This window comes from Lagierella sp. (assembly GCF_029983815.1).
Lineage (GTDB): Bacteria > Bacillota > Clostridia > Tissierellales > Peptoniphilaceae > Mediannikoviicoccus.
In genome coordinates, this window is record NZ_JASBYU010000011.1 from 26415 (window position 1) to 41197 (window position 14783).

At 35.2% G+C, this 14783-nt stretch carries 22 protein-coding genes; 19 read left to right on the forward strand and 3 right to left on the reverse strand.

Features of this window, described 5'->3' with window-relative positions; genetic code table 11:
* The first annotated feature begins 1 nt into the window (after nt 1).
* Nucleotides 2-1213, forward strand: coding sequence for a carboxylate--amine ligase (locus Q1K37_RS05665; RefSeq protein WP_300410353.1), 1212 nt, complete (start codon nt 2-4; stop codon nt 1211-1213).
* 24 nt (nt 1214-1237) lie between these two features.
* Here the strand turns inward: Q1K37_RS05665 and Q1K37_RS05670 are convergent, their stop codons facing one another.
* The 3 genes from Q1K37_RS05670 to Q1K37_RS05680 are packed head-to-tail and all read right to left on the reverse strand — an operon-like array spanning nt 1238 to nt 4805.
* A complete protein-coding gene (locus tag Q1K37_RS05670; RefSeq protein WP_300410354.1) occupies nt 1238-2062 on the reverse strand; it encodes an ABC transporter ATP-binding protein in 825 nt (274 codons plus the stop codon).
* On the reverse strand, nt 2059-4434 hold the full coding sequence (locus tag Q1K37_RS05675; protein WP_300410356.1) for an ABC transporter permease subunit: 2376 nt from the start codon (nt 4432-4434) through the stop codon (nt 2059-2061). Before Q1K37_RS05675 ends, Q1K37_RS05670 begins: the two co-directional genes overlap by 4 nt.
* Nucleotides 4435-4478: 44 nt before the next feature.
* Nucleotides 4479-4805, reverse strand: a complete 327-nt coding sequence (locus Q1K37_RS05680) for a hypothetical protein (protein WP_300410358.1) — start codon at nt 4803-4805, stop codon at nt 4479-4481.
* Between the two features lie 241 nt (nt 4806-5046).
* Here Q1K37_RS05680 and ylxM point away from each other — a divergent pair, with 241 nt between their 5' ends.
* The 18 genes from ylxM to rplA all read left to right on the forward strand — a co-directional run bounded on the left by ylxM (nt 5047) and on the right by rplA (nt 14736).
* On the forward strand, nt 5047-5400 hold the full coding sequence (gene ylxM / locus Q1K37_RS05685; protein ID WP_300410360.1) for a YlxM family DNA-binding protein: 354 nt from the start codon (nt 5047-5049) through the stop codon (nt 5398-5400).
* Nucleotides 5397-6740: a signal recognition particle protein gene (ffh, locus tag Q1K37_RS05690; RefSeq protein ID WP_300410362.1), complete on the forward strand. Its 1344-nt coding sequence runs from the start codon at nt 5397-5399 to the stop codon at nt 6738-6740. Before ylxM ends, ffh begins: the two co-directional genes overlap by 4 nt.
* 16 nt (nt 6741-6756) lie before the next feature.
* Nucleotides 6757-7062 (forward strand): 30S ribosomal protein S16, encoded by a 306-nt coding sequence (gene rpsP, locus Q1K37_RS05695; RefSeq protein ID WP_300410364.1) that lies wholly within the window; start codon nt 6757-6759, stop codon nt 7060-7062.
* 16 nt (nt 7063-7078) lie between these two features.
* Nucleotides 7079-7309 (forward strand): KH domain-containing protein, encoded by a 231-nt coding sequence (locus tag Q1K37_RS05700; RefSeq protein ID WP_300410365.1) that lies wholly within the window; start codon nt 7079-7081, stop codon nt 7307-7309.
* Nucleotide 7310: 1 nt separating this feature from the next.
* Nucleotides 7311-7802, forward strand: coding sequence for a ribosome maturation factor RimM (gene rimM, locus Q1K37_RS05705; protein WP_300410366.1), 492 nt, complete (start codon nt 7311-7313; stop codon nt 7800-7802).
* Nucleotides 7802-8506, forward strand: a complete 705-nt coding sequence (gene trmD / locus Q1K37_RS05710) for a tRNA (guanosine(37)-N1)-methyltransferase TrmD (protein ID WP_300410368.1) — start codon at nt 7802-7804, stop codon at nt 8504-8506. Before rimM ends, trmD begins: the two co-directional genes overlap by 1 nt.
* A 9-nt stretch (nt 8507-8515) precedes the next feature.
* Nucleotides 8516-8860: a 50S ribosomal protein L19 gene (rplS, locus tag Q1K37_RS05715; protein WP_300410369.1), complete on the forward strand. Its 345-nt coding sequence runs from the start codon at nt 8516-8518 to the stop codon at nt 8858-8860.
* 115 nt (nt 8861-8975) lie between these two features.
* Nucleotides 8976-9842 carry a ribosome biogenesis GTPase YlqF gene (ylqF, locus tag Q1K37_RS05720; RefSeq protein WP_300410371.1) on the forward strand — a complete coding sequence of 289 codons (867 nt, stop codon included), beginning with the start codon at nt 8976-8978 and terminating at the stop codon, nt 9840-9842.
* The gene (locus Q1K37_RS05725; RefSeq protein ID WP_300410373.1) at nt 9835-10446 is read left to right on the forward strand and encodes a ribonuclease HII; all 612 of its coding nucleotides are present in this window, start codon (nt 9835-9837) and stop codon (nt 10444-10446) included. The genes ylqF and Q1K37_RS05725 overlap by 8 nt, the downstream gene beginning before the upstream one ends.
* Entirely contained in the window at nt 10443-10790 is a 348-nt protein-coding gene (locus Q1K37_RS05730) for a YraN family protein (protein WP_300410374.1), read from the forward strand. Before Q1K37_RS05725 ends, Q1K37_RS05730 begins: the two co-directional genes overlap by 4 nt.
* Nucleotides 10791-10799: 9 nt before the next feature.
* Complete coding sequence (locus Q1K37_RS05735; protein WP_300410376.1) at nt 10800-11291, forward strand: MogA/MoaB family molybdenum cofactor biosynthesis protein; 492 nt, start codon at nt 10800-10802, stop codon at nt 11289-11291.
* Between the two features lie 75 nt (nt 11292-11366).
* Nucleotides 11367-11924 carry an elongation factor P gene (efp, locus tag Q1K37_RS05740; protein ID WP_300410378.1) on the forward strand — a complete coding sequence of 186 codons (558 nt, stop codon included), beginning with the start codon at nt 11367-11369 and terminating at the stop codon, nt 11922-11924.
* 11 nt (nt 11925-11935) lie between these two features.
* A complete protein-coding gene (locus Q1K37_RS05745) occupies nt 11936-12259 on the forward strand; it encodes a CD1247 N-terminal domain-containing protein (RefSeq protein WP_300410380.1) in 324 nt (107 codons plus the stop codon).
* 268 nt (nt 12260-12527) lie between these two features.
* Nucleotides 12528-12677, forward strand: coding sequence for a 50S ribosomal protein L33 (rpmG, locus tag Q1K37_RS05750; protein ID WP_300410381.1), 150 nt, complete (start codon nt 12528-12530; stop codon nt 12675-12677).
* Nucleotides 12678-12698: 21 nt separating this feature from the next.
* Entirely contained in the window at nt 12699-12893 is a 195-nt protein-coding gene (secE, locus tag Q1K37_RS05755; protein WP_300410383.1) for a preprotein translocase subunit SecE, read from the forward strand.
* 29 nt (nt 12894-12922) lie between these two features.
* Nucleotides 12923-13474 (forward strand): transcription termination/antitermination protein NusG, encoded by a 552-nt coding sequence (nusG, locus tag Q1K37_RS05760; RefSeq protein WP_300410385.1) that lies wholly within the window; start codon nt 12923-12925, stop codon nt 13472-13474.
* A gap of 89 nt (nt 13475-13563) precedes the next feature.
* The gene (gene rplK, locus Q1K37_RS05765; RefSeq protein WP_300410387.1) at nt 13564-13989 is read left to right on the forward strand and encodes a 50S ribosomal protein L11; all 426 of its coding nucleotides are present in this window, start codon (nt 13564-13566) and stop codon (nt 13987-13989) included.
* A gap of 39 nt (nt 13990-14028) precedes the next feature.
* Complete coding sequence (gene rplA, locus Q1K37_RS05770) at nt 14029-14736, forward strand: 50S ribosomal protein L1 (protein WP_300410389.1); 708 nt, start codon at nt 14029-14031, stop codon at nt 14734-14736.
* Nucleotides 14737-14783 lie beyond the last annotated feature (47 nt).

Consider the following 14783-nt stretch of genomic DNA (forward strand, 5'->3'; position numbering starts at 1 on the left):
AATGACACAAAAATTTTTGCCGATAATTTTAGGAACAGATATCAATTCCTATGGAGTAGCTAGGTCTTTTCATGAGGCCTACGGAATAAAATCCATAGCCTTAGGAATGAAGCATCTGCCCTTTACTGCCGATTCTTCAATTGTAGAGGTAATTACCTTTGACAATTTTGATGACAATGAAGTATTTAAAAGGGAGATGGAAAAATTTGGAAAAGAGCGAAGGGATGAAAATTTACTATTGGTCTCTTGTTCCGACGGATATACCTCTCTTGTTACTGAAAATTCAGATATGCTTAAGAATTACTACAAGTTCAACTATATCTCAAAGGATTTACAACGAAAGTTAGAGAATAAAAAAGATTTCTATGAAATCTGTGAAGAGTACGATTTGAACTATCCTGAAACCTATATAGTATCTAAAGAAAATAAAGATAGTTTTGAGATCCCATTTGAATATCCAGTTGCGGTAAAGGCCAATGACAGCATCGAGTTTTTGCATCTAAAATTTCCAGGTAAGAAAAAAGCCTATAAGGCAAATAACGAAAACGAGCTAAATCAAATAATTCAAGATGTATATAGAGCTGGATATACAGGGGAGATGATCCTACAGGATTTTATTCCCGGGGACCATTCCACCGTGGGAGTTTTAAATGCCTATGTAAATACAAAGGGAGAAGTCAAGATGATGTGCTTTGGCAAATGTCTTTTGGACGAATGTCTTCCCGAGGGTATAGGAAATTATAACGCCTTAGTGACTGAAGACAATCCAGAACTTTATCAGATGGTAAAGAATTTCCTAGAGATGATAGACTATAGGGGGTTTGCAAACTTTGACTTTAAATACGATAGAAGAGACGGGAAGCATAAAGTCTTTGAGATAAATATCAGACAGGGAAGGTCAAGTTATTATATGACTGCTGGAGGTTGTAATTTTGTTACATTTTTAGTTGATGATCTAATAGACAATGTAGACAAGCCGCTTTATAAACATACAGAGGAGGGGCTTTGGCTATATGTAGACCCATTTGTGCTAAAAAACTATTGTAATAAAGATGACCTACCAAGGGCAAAAAAGCTTCTTAAAAGAGGGTTTAAATTTACCCAGTGGTATGAGAAGGACAGGAATTTTAAAAGATTTTTAAATTATTGGAGAAGAAGGCTTGCCACAATAAAATACTATCCGAAGTTTCAACCGGAAAGAGAAGAAATATAGAGCACTTTTGCAAGTGCTCTTATTTTATACATATAATTCTTTATATCTATCCTCAGTTGAACGCAAATACCTTTCAACTGAAATAACTTTTCCGTTTTTAGAATGTACCTGCCTTATGGCCTTGTCCAATTCTTCATCTAAAATTAAATAACAGTCATTTCCTTTTTTATAATTCAAAAGGGCATCGGTTTTTAACTTAAAGTACTTAACCGAGAAGGAAAGAAGATTTTCCCTTTGGATTTTACCATTTACTAAAAATAGAATTTCATTCGTGGTCTTGTCAACCTCTGACAGGGTATGGGATGACAGAATGATAAGTTTTCCCTTGGACTTTAAATACTGTAAATATTCCCTAAGGAGGATTATGGAGCTTGGGTCCAATCCCGTTACAGGCTCATCCATAATATATAAGTCATAATCTCCTATAAAGAAATAGGTCAAAAGAAGTTTTTGACGCATACCAAGGGAATAGGTTGACACCTTTCTTTTCATAAATTTACTTACATCAAAGATATCCAATGCTTCCTTAAACTCCTTATCTTTTACATTCATCATTCCCTTTGCCAGTTCCAAATGGTCTAGACCAGTTAAATTATCATAGAGCATATTTAGACTTCTCGCATAGGATAGTTTTTTGAATACCTTGAAGTCCCTAGGGTCTATTCCGCATATTTTAACATTTCCCGAATCTTTTTTTACAAAGTTTGCTATTATATCCATTAAAGTTGTCTTTCCTGTTCCATTTGGGCCCACCAGGGCGTAGATGTTCGGTTTTTCAAGATTGAGTTTTAAGTTGTCTAAGACCACTTTATTTCCATAACTCTTGTTTAAGTTTTCTATTTTTATCATATGTTCCTCCTGCTAAAAATGCTTATTCCAATAGTGAAAAACACAATGCTTTCCAATAACATTACAATTAATCCACTATAGAAGCTAACGACATTTGCACTGTTTATAAAGTTCATTCCACCATTTGAAACCAACATAGGATCAAAGTAGGTGAAGGGATTTATAAGACAAAGTTCTCCTAAAAATCCTTTATTCGCAATGGCGATTCCCACAATAGAAATTACAATTGCAAGGATATGAGAGTTTTTGTAACCCGTTGAAGAGATCATAAAAATAAAATTCGTCAAAGTTATACAAAAGAGAATTGCTGAAACAATCACCTTTGGTAACATGCTAATTGCAGATACATTTACACCACTATAGCTATTTGTGCCTGAAATTGGATTATAGGTTATAACAGGATATAGTGGTTCTCCAATTCCGCCCCTTAACAGACCTATCATAAATAAAATTAGAAGAGCAAGTAGCATAAAACCTATTGCTAAAACTAAACTCGTTACTAATTTCGACAAGTATATACTTTTCTTGGATTTACCCGATGAAAATAATAGGGTAGGTCTGCCGTTTTTAAAATCATTACAAATCTTTAAGGAAAATATAAAAGGAAGTACCACAACCAATAGAGTAATAAAACCTATGCTTTCCGCTTTTATAAATTCTCCTACTAAACCCTTAGCTTCAAAGATTTTATATTGTAAATTGTTCAAATAAAGACCAATCGGTTCTCTATGAGTATATAGATTATTGTAATCGCCGGTTTCATTCAAGAGGTCATCGGGCTTAATTTTATGGGTTAAAAAGTATCTTATTCTATCGATATTGTAGTTTTTGTATGTTTCAATGTTAATATCGTCACTGATTTGAACAAGGTCTCCTTCGATGCTGTATTTTAGATAGTTTTTTAGATAGGAAGTTGGGTCTTTATCCTTGTTCATATAACTTTTTTTAAGGTCCTTTAGTAATTCAAGGGTTTTTTCTGGGTTATTTATCATGTCATCTGGATTGATATCCTTGGATTCATCCCTAATATCCTCTTGAAACATCAGCAGATTGTTCAAAGCCTGAAGGGAGTTTTCTCTTATGCTTTGTGGATTTGTGTTAAAGGAAAGGGAAATCATACCACATAGTACAAGCGACGCAAAACCAACCAATCTCAAAATATTACTTCTTTTGAGTTTAACTATTTCTAAAGTTTTAAGACCATACACCTTTTCAGAATCGTATTCTCTACTGGTACTTAGCTTTGGATCTCTCTTAAATCTAAATAAAAAATTTAAATAGAAGAAAAAAATGCTCAAAGCAATAAGTAGGATCAGGTTTATAGGTCTGTTAATTACCTTCAAAGTGTTGAATGAAAAGTAAAGTTCGAGGCCAATAAACTTTTGATTTAGAAAAATTAATAAAGCTATCACTAAGGTTGTTAAAGCGGATGCCAATATAAAATTCAAAAATTTTCTTAAAGTCTTATACCCAAGATACATAACTAAAAATGTTAAGGTGCTAAGGATTAATAGCTGCAAAAAGACAAGTAAGTAGCTATTATGATATAAGCCAAAGTTGGAATCGTAATTCTCAATACTGAAGAAACTACCCTTAATAACTGGGATGCTAAGTAGCTCCCTTAAACTTCCAAAGGGGTTTCTTCTTATTATTGAAAGGACTAAGGACCCTAGAGCAAAGGATAGTGTTGCAAGGGTAGGTATTAATGTTATCCACAGTATTTCCATTAAACTCATATTGGGGAAATCAAAGGAGGCTTCATCCACTTTAAAGTCCCTATGATTTAACTCGGTAATAAACACAGCAATAAGCAGTACAATAAAAATAAAGACTGGACTAAATATAAAACTCCAGGTGCTTTCGAATAAACCTAAAAAAGTCTCCCTTGTAGGTTTTATGTCTATATTATGTTCTCTATGATACTTGTAAACTGACATAAAATCAGAAATAGAAATCTTTTCATCTGAAAAGTAGGAATGAAAAAATCTCTTGTCCAATTTACCAGAAAAAACTTTTTCCATATCTCTTAAATCTTCGTAGTTTTTTAGAGCTTGGTCCATGGTTTCATAGTACTTATCGTCCTCCATAGAAAATGTTTCTCCAAGGACAAGTTCAAACTGAAAATAAAGATCCGTGGCTTTTTCTATGTAAAGCTCAAATTCTTTTTTTAGATTTTCATCGGAAATTTCTTTTGCAATAGCTCTGCTACCAGTGATGTGGTAAGGTAGCTTTTCAAGGGATTCCTCTAAAAATTTAATGGACTTTATGTTGGTGTCTTTTTGGTTAATGCTATACCCCATGGACAAGAGGGCGAGTAAAAGACAGATGTAGATCCAAATTTTGTTCTTGTAGATTTTTTTAAGTGAAAACATAATAACTCCTAATAATAATTTAGATATTGAGGGGAGAATTTTATCTATCTTCCACCAGGGCCTATTCCGCCACCTGAAGACTTATGAACGTTTCCAGAAAAACTCCAATAGATATAATCGCCTTCTACATAAGAATATCTAGAAGCTCTCTTTAAATAACCTGTAAATCCATTTGAATTATAAGGTATTTGAGAAGGAACCCTAGTTCCTCGTTTAAATTTCCTTGTTACGCTTACATATTTTATCTCTACAGCGTTTATACTGCCTCTATCAATATTTGTGGAACCGTAAGAAGTACTTGCAACAGGTAAGCTTGTTAAAAGCAATAATGTCGATAATACTACAAACGATTTCTTCAAAGGTTTATACATATTGTCCTCCTATATTTAAATATCTTTTTCTCCCTCAATATCTTAAAAAAATATTACCATATTAAAATAAAAAAATCAAACAATTTTTTAAAAAACTAATGAAAACTAGTGTTAAATTTTATTTAGAGAAAATTGAAATGCAATAATCTCAAAAAAATCATCTAAATGTGTTGACTTATGGGTAATTGTCTCTTATAATATTAGAGGTCAAGGAAGTAAGTTGACAGACAAGAGGTTATAAATGGAAAAATTAGTCGAGGTAGGAATACTATTTGACTACTATGGAGAGTTGCTTTCTAATAAGCAAAGGTCCATGGTGGACAAGTATTATAATGAAGATCTATCTTTAACTGAAATTGGCGATATCTATGGAGTCACTAAACAAGCGGTCTCTGAAAATATTAAGAGAGCTGAAAAGAGATTGTACGCTTTTGAAAAAAAGCTTAATCTAATGAAAAGATCCCAAAGGACTTTAGAGTTGTTAGATTATATTAAGTCGGATTTACAGGGCTGTGCAAATTTGGAAAGTGATTGCGCCAAAGAGATTTTACGTAAGATAGATGAATTTATCAAGGAGGATATGGGAGAACTATGATATTTGAAAATTTATCAGATAAGTTGCAAAATGCCCTGTCCAAACTGACGGGAAAGGGAAAGATTTCTGAAAAAGACTTAGATTTAGCCATGAGAGAGGTAAGGCTTGCTCTTTTGGAAGCAGATGTAAACTATAAAGTCGTAAAGGACTTTGTAAAAACCGTTAAGGAAAGGGCCATCGGTTCAGATGTTATGGAGTCTTTAACTCCTGGTCAACAGGTAATTAAGATTGTTAATGAGGAACTTACTGCTCTTATGGGAGAGGAAGAATCTAAGATTGTCTTTTCTTCTAAACCGCCTACTATCATAATGCTTTGTGGTCTTCAAGGTGCCGGGAAGACGACCCACGGGGGAAAGCTTGCCCTTCACTTTAAAAAGCAAGGCAAAAGGCCTCTTCTTGTAGCTGGAGATATTTATAGACCGGCTGCTATTAAGCAGCTTGAAGTTGTAGGTAAGTCCATAGACATTCCGGTATTTTCTATGGGAGATAAGGTAAGCCCTGTTGAAATTGCTAAAAACGGTGTGAATCACGCTATTTCAAATGGGATGGACCTGGTAATCATAGATACGGCGGGTAGGCTTCACATTGACGAAGAACTTATGAGAGAACTTCAAGATATTAAAAGTGAAGTAAATCCAGATGAAATTTTACTTGTAGTCGATGCCATGACCGGTCAAGACGCGGTGAATGTAGCAAAGACTTTTAATGAACAACTCGATATTACCGGTACCATCTTAACTAAGTTAGATGGTGATGCAAGAGGTGGGGCAGCTCTTTCCATTAGAAGGGTTGCGCAAAAGCCTATTAAGTTTATTGGTGTAGGAGAGAAGTTGGACCAACTTGAACCCTTTTATCCTTCGAGAATGGCTTCTAGAATCCTTGGAATGGGGGATGTGTTATCTCTTATTGAAAAGGCTGAAAAGGCTATTGATGAAAAGAAGGCAAGGGAGTTGGAGGAGAAGATTCGATCTTCAAAATATTCTTTTAACGACTTCTTGGATCAGTTAGAGCAGATAAGAAACATGGGACCTTTGGAAGAGCTTTTAGGCATGATTCCCGGTGTCAATTCCAAGGCGTTAAAGGGGCTTTCCCTTGACGGTAAGGAGATTGGTAAGGTTGAAGCCATGATAAAGTCCATGACTTTAGAAGAAAGGGAAAATCCTGAAATTATCGATTCTTCTAGAAGAAAGAGAATAGCAAGAGGTTCTGGTGTTACTGTGTCTGAATTGAACAAGCTGTTAAAGCAGTTTAAAGAGACCAGAAAAATGATGAAACAATTTGGAAACATGGGTAAAGGTATGAAAAAGAGAGGTAAAATGAAATTTCCTTTCTTTAGATAAAATTGGAGGTATTTAGATGGCAGTTAAAATAAGATTAAAGAGAATGGGATCAAAGAAGAATCCTTTTTACAGAATTGTGGTAGCAGATATTAGATCACCTAGAAATGGTAAGTTTATTGAAGAGATTGGTTATTACAATCCATTAACTGAACCTAAGTTGGTAAAGGTTGATGCTGATAAGGCAAACCAATGGATAAAAAATGGTGCAAAACCAACCGATACTGTAAATAGACTTTTCAAAGAAAATGGTGTTTATGAAGACAGTAAGGAAAAAGAGACTAAGGAAGTTAAGGAAGAATCTTCACAAGAGGTAACTGAGTAATCCTTTAGGGGGTATTATGTTAGAATTAGTTGAACTAATTGCCAAGGAGCTTGTGACTAAGCCGGAAGAGGTACAAGTTTCAAGCAGGCAAGAAGGAAACACCTTTGTAATAGAGATTAGAGCCAATAAGGACGATCTCGGAAGAATTATTGGAAAAGAAGGACGTATAGCTAAGGCTATAAGGACGGTAGTTAAAGCTTCTGCTATTAAAGATGGAATCAAGGTAGCAGTTGACATTCTTCAATAGTATGAATTTGATAAAAGTAGGTTATATAACTAATACTCACGGTATTAAAGGTGATATTAAAATCTACCCGTTAACTGAATATCCGGATCGTTTTGAAGAGGATGTGGATTTTTATATTGATGAAAAGATAAGGGTTAACATAACTAAAGTCAGATATAATAGAGGTTTGGTCTATGTAAGCCTGAAGGGTTATGACAATATAAATCAAGTTTTAGGGTTTAAGGATAAATATATCTATGTTAAGGAAGAAGATGCTGTGGCTTTGCCTGAAGACAACTATTTCATCTCGGATCTTGTGGGAATGGAAGTTGTTGATAGAGGGAAAGTTGTGGGTCATGTTGAGGAAGTTTTACTCAATTCTACTAATGACATCTATAGATGTGTAGCTAAGGACGGAAGGGAATTTATGATTCCTGCTGTTAAAGCTTTCATCAAGGAGATCGATGTTAAAAATAAAAAACTTCATGTGGAATTGATTGAAGGAATGTTGTAATGAAATTTAATATATTGACTCTCTTTCCAGATTTTTTCGATGTTTTGAAAGATTACGGTGTCATTGGAAGGGGAATAGACAAGGGTTTAATAGAGATAAATACCGTTAATATTAGAGATTTTTCTACTGATAAACACAAAAGGGTGGACGATGAACTCTTTGGTGGAGGAGCGGGAATGCTTATGACTGCTCAACCCCTATATGACAGTTTACAGTCTGTTAAGAAAAGTGGAGTTCCAAGGATTTACCTTTCGCCCCAAGGACGGGTTTTGGATCAAGATCTATGTAATGAATTGTCTAATCTACCTGAGATTACTTTACTATGTGGTCATTATGAAGGGATAGATTCAAGGATTACCGATGAATTTGTGGATATGGAAATTTCCATTGGTGACTATTGTCTGTCCGGAGGGGAAATAGGAGCTTTGGTACTTGTAGATTCTATTTCTAGACTTGTAAAGGGAGTCTTGGGAAATGAAGAAAGTCCCTTGACGGATTCTCATTACAATCATTTATTACAACACAATGTATATACAAGACCTAGAGATTTTATGGGTCTAAAAGTACCACAAGTACTATTTAGTGGTAATCATAAACTTATTGAAGAGTGGAAAGAAAAGTCAGCGTTAGACAATACTAGAAAAAAAAGACCTGATTTATATGAAAAATATTTAAGGAAGCAGGATCCTAATAAGGGATTTTAGGAGGTTATAATGGATATAATTAAACAAATAGAAGATGAGCAATTGAGAAAAGAAAATTTTGATTTCCGTGTTGGGGACACTATAGTTCTTGATTACAGAATCAAAGAGGGTGGAAAAGAAAGAATTCAAAAGTTTGAAGGAACAGTTATCAAGATTCAAGGAAGTGGAGTTAGAAAGACTTTCACTGTGAGAAGAGTAGCTTATGGTACAGGTATTGAAAGAACTTTCTATGTGCATTCTCCAAGAATTGAATCCCTTAAGGTAATTAGAAGGGGTAGAGCTAGAAGATCAAGACTATTCTACTTAAGAGATAGAGTAGGTAAATCTGCTAAGGTAAAAGAAAAGAAAAACTAAGACTTAATGTCTTGTAAATTTCAAGCACTCAAATTTTTTGAGTGCTTAATTAGTATAAAAAAGCATTCCCAAACATTCTTATATGAAAAAGGTTTGGGTTAAGTTGGGAGGTAAAATGTCAAATCTAAATATAAACTGGTATCCCGGACATATGAAAAAAACCATTGACACCATAAAGGCCTCGCTAAAGTTGGTGGATGTGGTTTTGGAAATTGTAGATGCTAGAATTCCCATTGCTTCGAGAAATCCTCTCTTAGATGATATTTTAGGAAATAAACCTAGGGTAGTACTACTCAATAAGATGGATTTAGGAAATGTTGAGACCAATGAAAAATGGGTAAGTTATTTTCGCTCAAAGGGATACGAAAGTATATTAATAGACTCGGTTCAAGGTATTAATTTAAAGAAAATAGAAGCCATATCGAGAAAACTTCTTCAGGATAAGTTCAAGAAACTGGAGGAGAAAAATCTAACTTCAAAGCGAGTACGAGCCATGATTGTAGGAATTCCAAATGTGGGAAAATCGACTTTGATCAATAGAATAGCCGGTAGAAAATCTGCCAAAGTTGGAAATAAGCCAGGTGTGACTAAACAGAATCAGTGGATAAAGTCTGGGAAAGACTTTGAACTCTTGGATACTCCAGGGGTTTTGTGGCCGAAGTTTGAGAATGAAAAAATAGGTTTGGATTTGGCTTTTACTGGGGCTATTAAGGATGAGATAATGGACTCTGAAACCCTAGCCTTTAAATTGATTGAAAGATTAAATGACATGGACAAGAAAATCTTGGAAGTTAGGTACCAAATTGAAACCGAAGGAAAGGAAACTCTAGAAATCATGGAGGACATTGCAAAGAAGAGGGGATGTCTTCTAAAGGGTGGAAACTCTGATTACGAGAAGGTAGCAAAGATTGTCTTGGATGAGTTTAGAAAAGGTGTATTAGGTAGAATTAGTTTAGAAAGTCCAGAGGATTTTAATGATTGATAGTTATGAAAAACTCTTTAAGGATAAGCTAGTCTGTGGTGTAGACGAGGTTGGAAGAGGACCTTTAGCAGGCCCTGTTGTTGCCTGTGCTGTGATTATGGGTAAAGATAATCTGATAGAAGGGGTTAAGGACTCTAAGAAGCTCTCTGCAAAAAAGAGGGAGATTTTAAATAAAGAGATTGTCCAGAAGGCCTTGGCTATTGGAATCGGCGTGGTAGACGAAAGGGTTATAGACCAAATCAATATTAAACAGGCAACACGCCTTGCGATGAAAATAGCAGTTGAAGAGTTAAAGGACAAAAAGAAGAACTTGATAAGACCGGATATTGTGGCTGTGGATGCGGAGGTTATCGATACGGATTTAGAACAGGTCTCCATAGTACGAGGAGACGACTTGATTTACGAAATATCCTGTGCTTCTATTGTCGCTAAGGTTTTAAGGGATTCGTATTTTATAGATTTTGAAAAGACTTATCCTGGATATGATTTTGTAAACAACAAAGGATATGGTACTAAAAAGCATAGGGAAGCTCTACTGGCTTTAGGGCCTACTCCTATTCACAGGATGAGTTTTTTAAAGAAAATATTAGGGGAACAAAAGTGATAACTAAAGATATCGGCAACATTGGAGAGGACTTAGCGAAAAACTATTTAGAGGATAAGGGCTATATACTGATTGAGAGAAATTACTCATGGGGACTAGGGGAAATCGACTTGATTATGTTACATGATGATATAATAGTCTTTGTTGAAGTTAAGCTTAGGAAAAATGATCTGTATGGAAGGCCAAGGGATTTTGTTACCCCAAACAAGCAAAAGAAGATAATGATTACTGCGGAAAATTATATATTAAAAAATGGATTGGAAAACTACCAACCTAGATTTGACGTGGTAGAAATTTTAATGGATAATAAATATATTGAACATATTGAAAATGCTTTTCCTTAAGGAGGAAATATGTTTTATGCTTCGATTATAACTGTTTCAGATAAGGGTTCCAAGGGTGAGAGGACTGACGAAAGTGGAATGCTTATTTCTGAGATACTTAAAGAAAATGGATATCATATAAATAATTATTGTATAGTTCCCGATGAGATTGAGGAGATTAAAAGGGTGTTGATAGACTCCTGTGACAACAAGAAATCTGACTTGGTTCTAACGACAGGGGGTACGGGATTTTCTCCAAGGGATAATACGCCGGAAGCTACTATGGAAGTGATGACAAAAAATGCACCGGGAATTGCTGAGGCTATAAGATCTTATTCCATGGGTATAACTAAAAGGGCAATGTTATCTAGGGGAGCTTCTGTAATTAGAAATCAGTCCCTTATTATTAATTTGCCCGGTAGTCCCAAGGCTGTTAGAGAGGCTTTGGAATATATTTTGGCGGATTTAGACCATGGGCTTAAGATACTTAAATCCATGGAAGGGGAATGTGGAAAAAAATAATAACTTATAATAATTGTACCTTAGGTATTAAGATGATATAATAAAACTAGATTCAAAAAAACGGGAGGAATGTTTATGATTTCAGCTGGAGATTTTAGAAAGGGAACAACTTTTGAAATGGACGGTGACGTTTGGCAAATAGTTGACTTTCAACACGTAAAACCGGGGAAAGGAGCAGCTTTTGTCAGAGCGAAAATTAGATCCGTCATGACCGGCGCCAATAAAGACACTACCTTTAACCCGTCAGAAAAATTCCAGGAAGCCAGAATTGAAACTAAGGAAATGCAATATCTTTACAATGATGGCAACCTATACTATTTTATGGATTCAGAAACATATGAACAGATTCCTATTGAAAAGGATGCAGTGGAGGAAGCCATTATGTACATTAAGGAAAATGACAATGCCACTATAAAATTCTATCAAGGGAAGCCTTTTAATGTTGCGCCTCCTAACTTCGTAGAGTTAGTTGTAACTGAAACTGAACCAGGAGTTAGAGGAGATACTGCAACAGGAGCAAATAAACCTGCTACTGTTGAGACAGGAGCAACTGTACAAGTGCCTTTATTCATCAACGAAGGTGATGTTATAAAGATAGATACAAGAAGCAACGAGTACTTATCAAGAGTATAGGAGGGTAAAATATGAGAGATCTATATGAAAAAATTGCTTATTTGAGAGGATTAGCTGAAGGAATTTCAGTAGATGAAGAATCAAAAGAAGGCAAATTATTGGTAGGGATTATTGATGTCCTAGAGGATTTGACTGCTGAGGTTGAAGACTTATCTTATGATTTTGAGGATGTGGAAGAGTATTTAACCTTCCTAGATGACGATCTATCAGATGTTGAAGATTCTATTTTCGACTTTGATGATGACGATATCTATTTTGACGACGATGACTATGATTACGAAGAGTATCTAGACGAAGATGATTTCGAGGATTTTGAAGAAACAGAAGAAGAGTAAGATCTATTCGAGGTATTTATCTCGATAGGTAAGTAAGGGGGTCTCCTACGGAAATGTAGGAGACTTTTACATTAGATAGCTGAAAGTTTATAGGGTATAAAACTAGTTGTCAAAACTAGATAAGATTTACTTAAAACCTCCTGACTGCCATGTAAAAATATTCGAAGGAATAGATCAAAAATTGCTTTGAAAAATTGACAATTACAAGGTTTTATGGTAAATTAATTTGGTATGGAAATTATCCATAAATAGAATATGGAGGTGTGCAATGAGAGATTCTGTAATTTTGGAATGTACTGAATGCAAAAACAGAAACTATACTACTTCAAAGAATAAGAAGAACACTACAGAAAGAATTGAAATTAGCAAATATTGCAAGTTCTGTAAGAAACATACTCCGCATAAGGAAACAAGATAGTTATAGTATTGGAGGGTTTAAATGGCTCAAAAAAATACCGGTAAAAAGACATTTACCAGGGGTGTTATGGCTGAGTGGAAAAAGATTATATGGCCTACACCAAAAGAAGTTTTAAATTATGCTATAGTCGTTGTTTTGGTTTCATTGGCAGTAGCATTGATAGTTTTTGGTCTAGATTCAGTTTTCCATTTTCTTTTTAGTTTATTCACAAAGTAAGAACTAGTTAAAGAAGGGGGATGCTGGCAATGACCGATGAAAACAAGACCTTTAGCGACAGAGAAAAGGATGCTAAATGGTATGTTGTACACACTTATTCTGGACATGAGAATAAGGTTAAGGTAAATATTGAAAAAATGGTAGAAAACAGAGGACATGTAGATGATATCTTCGAGGTAATGGTACCTACAGAAGAGTATGTGTCCACAGTTGGCGGCGTTTCAAAGACGAAAGAGAGAAAGCTCTTCCCAGGATATGTTTTCGTTAAGATGATAATCAATGATGTTTCTTGGTATCTAGTTAGAAATACCAGGGGTGTAACGGGATTTGTAGGCCCCGGTTCAAAACCTGTGCCTTTAACGGAAAGAGAAATGAGAGCTTTTGGTGTCGGTTCTGCTCCTGTAGTGGATATCGATGTTGAAGTTGGCGACAATATAAGAATTGTTTCCGGTGCTTTCAAAGATGTTATAGGTTCCGTTGAGGAAGTAAATACTGAGAAGAAAAAGGTTAAGGCCTTTGTGTCTATCTTCGGAAGGGATACTTCTGTTGAGGTGGACTTTTCAGATATTGAAAAAATATAATTTGAATATTATGATTTAATCGTTCGTTATAGATTCCAGTGGGAGGGAGTTACCCGCCATAACCACATTAGTTATTTAGGAGGACTAAAATGGCAAAAAAAGTTCAAGCAATTGTAAAATTACAAATTCCAGCCGGAAAGGCAACACCGGCTCCACCGGTAGGTACTGCTCTAGGACCTCACGGTGTAAATATAATGCAGTTTACAAAGGAGTTTAATGCAAAGACTCAAGATCAAATGGGCATGATTATTCCTGTTGTTTTAACTGTATACCAAGACAGATCATTTACTTTTATCACTAAGACTCCACCAGTACCTGTTCTTATTAAAAAAGAATTGGGCTTAGACAAGGCTTCAGGAGTTCCAAATAAGGAAAAAGTAGGAAAGTTAACTAAGGATCAAGTTGCTAAAATAGCTGAGATAAAAATGCCTGACTTAAATGCTGCATCTTTAGAATCTGCAATGAGAATGGTTGCAGGAACAGCAAGAAGTATGGGTATCACCGTAGAAGATTAGTGGGAGAAAGAATTCGTTATTACCACGAGGAGGTTTAATATGGCAAAAAGAGGTAAAAAATACCAAGAAAGTGCACAATTAGTCGATAAGACAAAATTATATGATATTTCAGAAGGAATAGATTTAGTGTTGGAAACTGCAAAAGCAAAGTTTGATGAAACTGTAGAGCTTCATGTTAAGCTTGGAGTTGACTCAAGACATGCAGACCAACAAGTTAGAGGAGCGTTAGTTCTTCCTCATGGAACTGGTAAAGAAGTTAAGGTTCTAGTTTTTGCAAAGGGAGCTAAGGTTGAAGAAGCTGAAGCTGCTGGAGCTGACTTTGTAGGCGGCGAAGAATTAGCCGACAAGATTAAAAATGAAAACTGGTTTGACTTTGACGTTGCTGTTGCAACACCTGATATGATGGGGGTAGTAGGTAAGATAGGTAGAATATTAGGACCTAAAGGACTTATGCCAAACCCTAAGTCAGGAACAGTTACTTTTGATGTAGAAGATGCCGTTAAGGACATCAAGGCAGGTAAGGTTGAATATAGAGTGGATAAAGCTAATATCATTCATACTCCAATAGGAAAAGTTTCCTTTGGAACTGAAAAGATTCAAGAGAACTTAGAAGCTATAATGTCTGCTATTATAAAGGCTAAGCCAGCTTCATCTAAAGGAAAATATTTAAGAACTGTTTCTATTTCATCTACAATGGGACCTGGAATTTCATTAAATCCAACAAAGTTTGTTGATAAGACTAAATAGATAGTATTACCCCTTTACATTCGATTATCAAGACGTTAATTTCAGGA

What these genes read in the sequence shown, in the direction of transcription:
- Q1K37_RS05665 (WP_300410353.1), top strand. Translation starts at nt 2, where the DNA reads ATGACACAAAAATTTTTGCCGATAATTTTAGGAACAGATATCAATTCC.
- Q1K37_RS05670 (WP_300410354.1), bottom strand. Translation starts at nt 2,062, where the DNA reads ATGATAAAAATAGAAAACTTAAACAAGAGTTATGGAAATAAAGTGGTC.
- Q1K37_RS05675 (WP_300410356.1), bottom strand. Translation starts at nt 4,434, where the DNA reads ATGTTTTCACTTAAAAAAATCTACAAGAACAAAATTTGGATCTACATC.
- Q1K37_RS05680 (WP_300410358.1), bottom strand. Translation starts at nt 4,805, where the DNA reads ATGTATAAACCTTTGAAGAAATCGTTTGTAGTATTATCGACATTATTG.
- ylxM (WP_300410360.1), top strand. Translation starts at nt 5,047, where the DNA reads ATGGAAAAATTAGTCGAGGTAGGAATACTATTTGACTACTATGGAGAG.
- ffh (WP_300410362.1), top strand. Translation starts at nt 5,397, where the DNA reads ATGATATTTGAAAATTTATCAGATAAGTTGCAAAATGCCCTGTCCAAA.
- rpsP (WP_300410364.1), top strand. Translation starts at nt 6,757, where the DNA reads ATGGCAGTTAAAATAAGATTAAAGAGAATGGGATCAAAGAAGAATCCT.
- Q1K37_RS05700 (WP_300410365.1), top strand. Translation starts at nt 7,079, where the DNA reads ATGTTAGAATTAGTTGAACTAATTGCCAAGGAGCTTGTGACTAAGCCG.
- rimM (WP_300410366.1), top strand. Translation starts at nt 7,311, where the DNA reads ATGAATTTGATAAAAGTAGGTTATATAACTAATACTCACGGTATTAAA.
- trmD (WP_300410368.1), top strand. Translation starts at nt 7,802, where the DNA reads ATGAAATTTAATATATTGACTCTCTTTCCAGATTTTTTCGATGTTTTG.
- rplS (WP_300410369.1), top strand. Translation starts at nt 8,516, where the DNA reads ATGGATATAATTAAACAAATAGAAGATGAGCAATTGAGAAAAGAAAAT.
- ylqF (WP_300410371.1), top strand. Translation starts at nt 8,976, where the DNA reads ATGTCAAATCTAAATATAAACTGGTATCCCGGACATATGAAAAAAACC.
- Q1K37_RS05725 (WP_300410373.1), top strand. Translation starts at nt 9,835, where the DNA reads ATGATTGATAGTTATGAAAAACTCTTTAAGGATAAGCTAGTCTGTGGT.
- Q1K37_RS05735 (WP_300410376.1), top strand. Translation starts at nt 10,800, where the DNA reads ATGTTTTATGCTTCGATTATAACTGTTTCAGATAAGGGTTCCAAGGGT.
- efp (WP_300410378.1), top strand. Translation starts at nt 11,367, where the DNA reads ATGATTTCAGCTGGAGATTTTAGAAAGGGAACAACTTTTGAAATGGAC.
- Q1K37_RS05745 (WP_300410380.1), top strand. Translation starts at nt 11,936, where the DNA reads ATGAGAGATCTATATGAAAAAATTGCTTATTTGAGAGGATTAGCTGAA.
- rpmG (WP_300410381.1), top strand. Translation starts at nt 12,528, where the DNA reads ATGAGAGATTCTGTAATTTTGGAATGTACTGAATGCAAAAACAGAAAC.
- secE (WP_300410383.1), top strand. Translation starts at nt 12,699, where the DNA reads ATGGCTCAAAAAAATACCGGTAAAAAGACATTTACCAGGGGTGTTATG.
- nusG (WP_300410385.1), top strand. Translation starts at nt 12,923, where the DNA reads ATGACCGATGAAAACAAGACCTTTAGCGACAGAGAAAAGGATGCTAAA.
- rplK (WP_300410387.1), top strand. Translation starts at nt 13,564, where the DNA reads ATGGCAAAAAAAGTTCAAGCAATTGTAAAATTACAAATTCCAGCCGGA.
- rplA (WP_300410389.1), top strand. Translation starts at nt 14,029, where the DNA reads ATGGCAAAAAGAGGTAAAAAATACCAAGAAAGTGCACAATTAGTCGAT.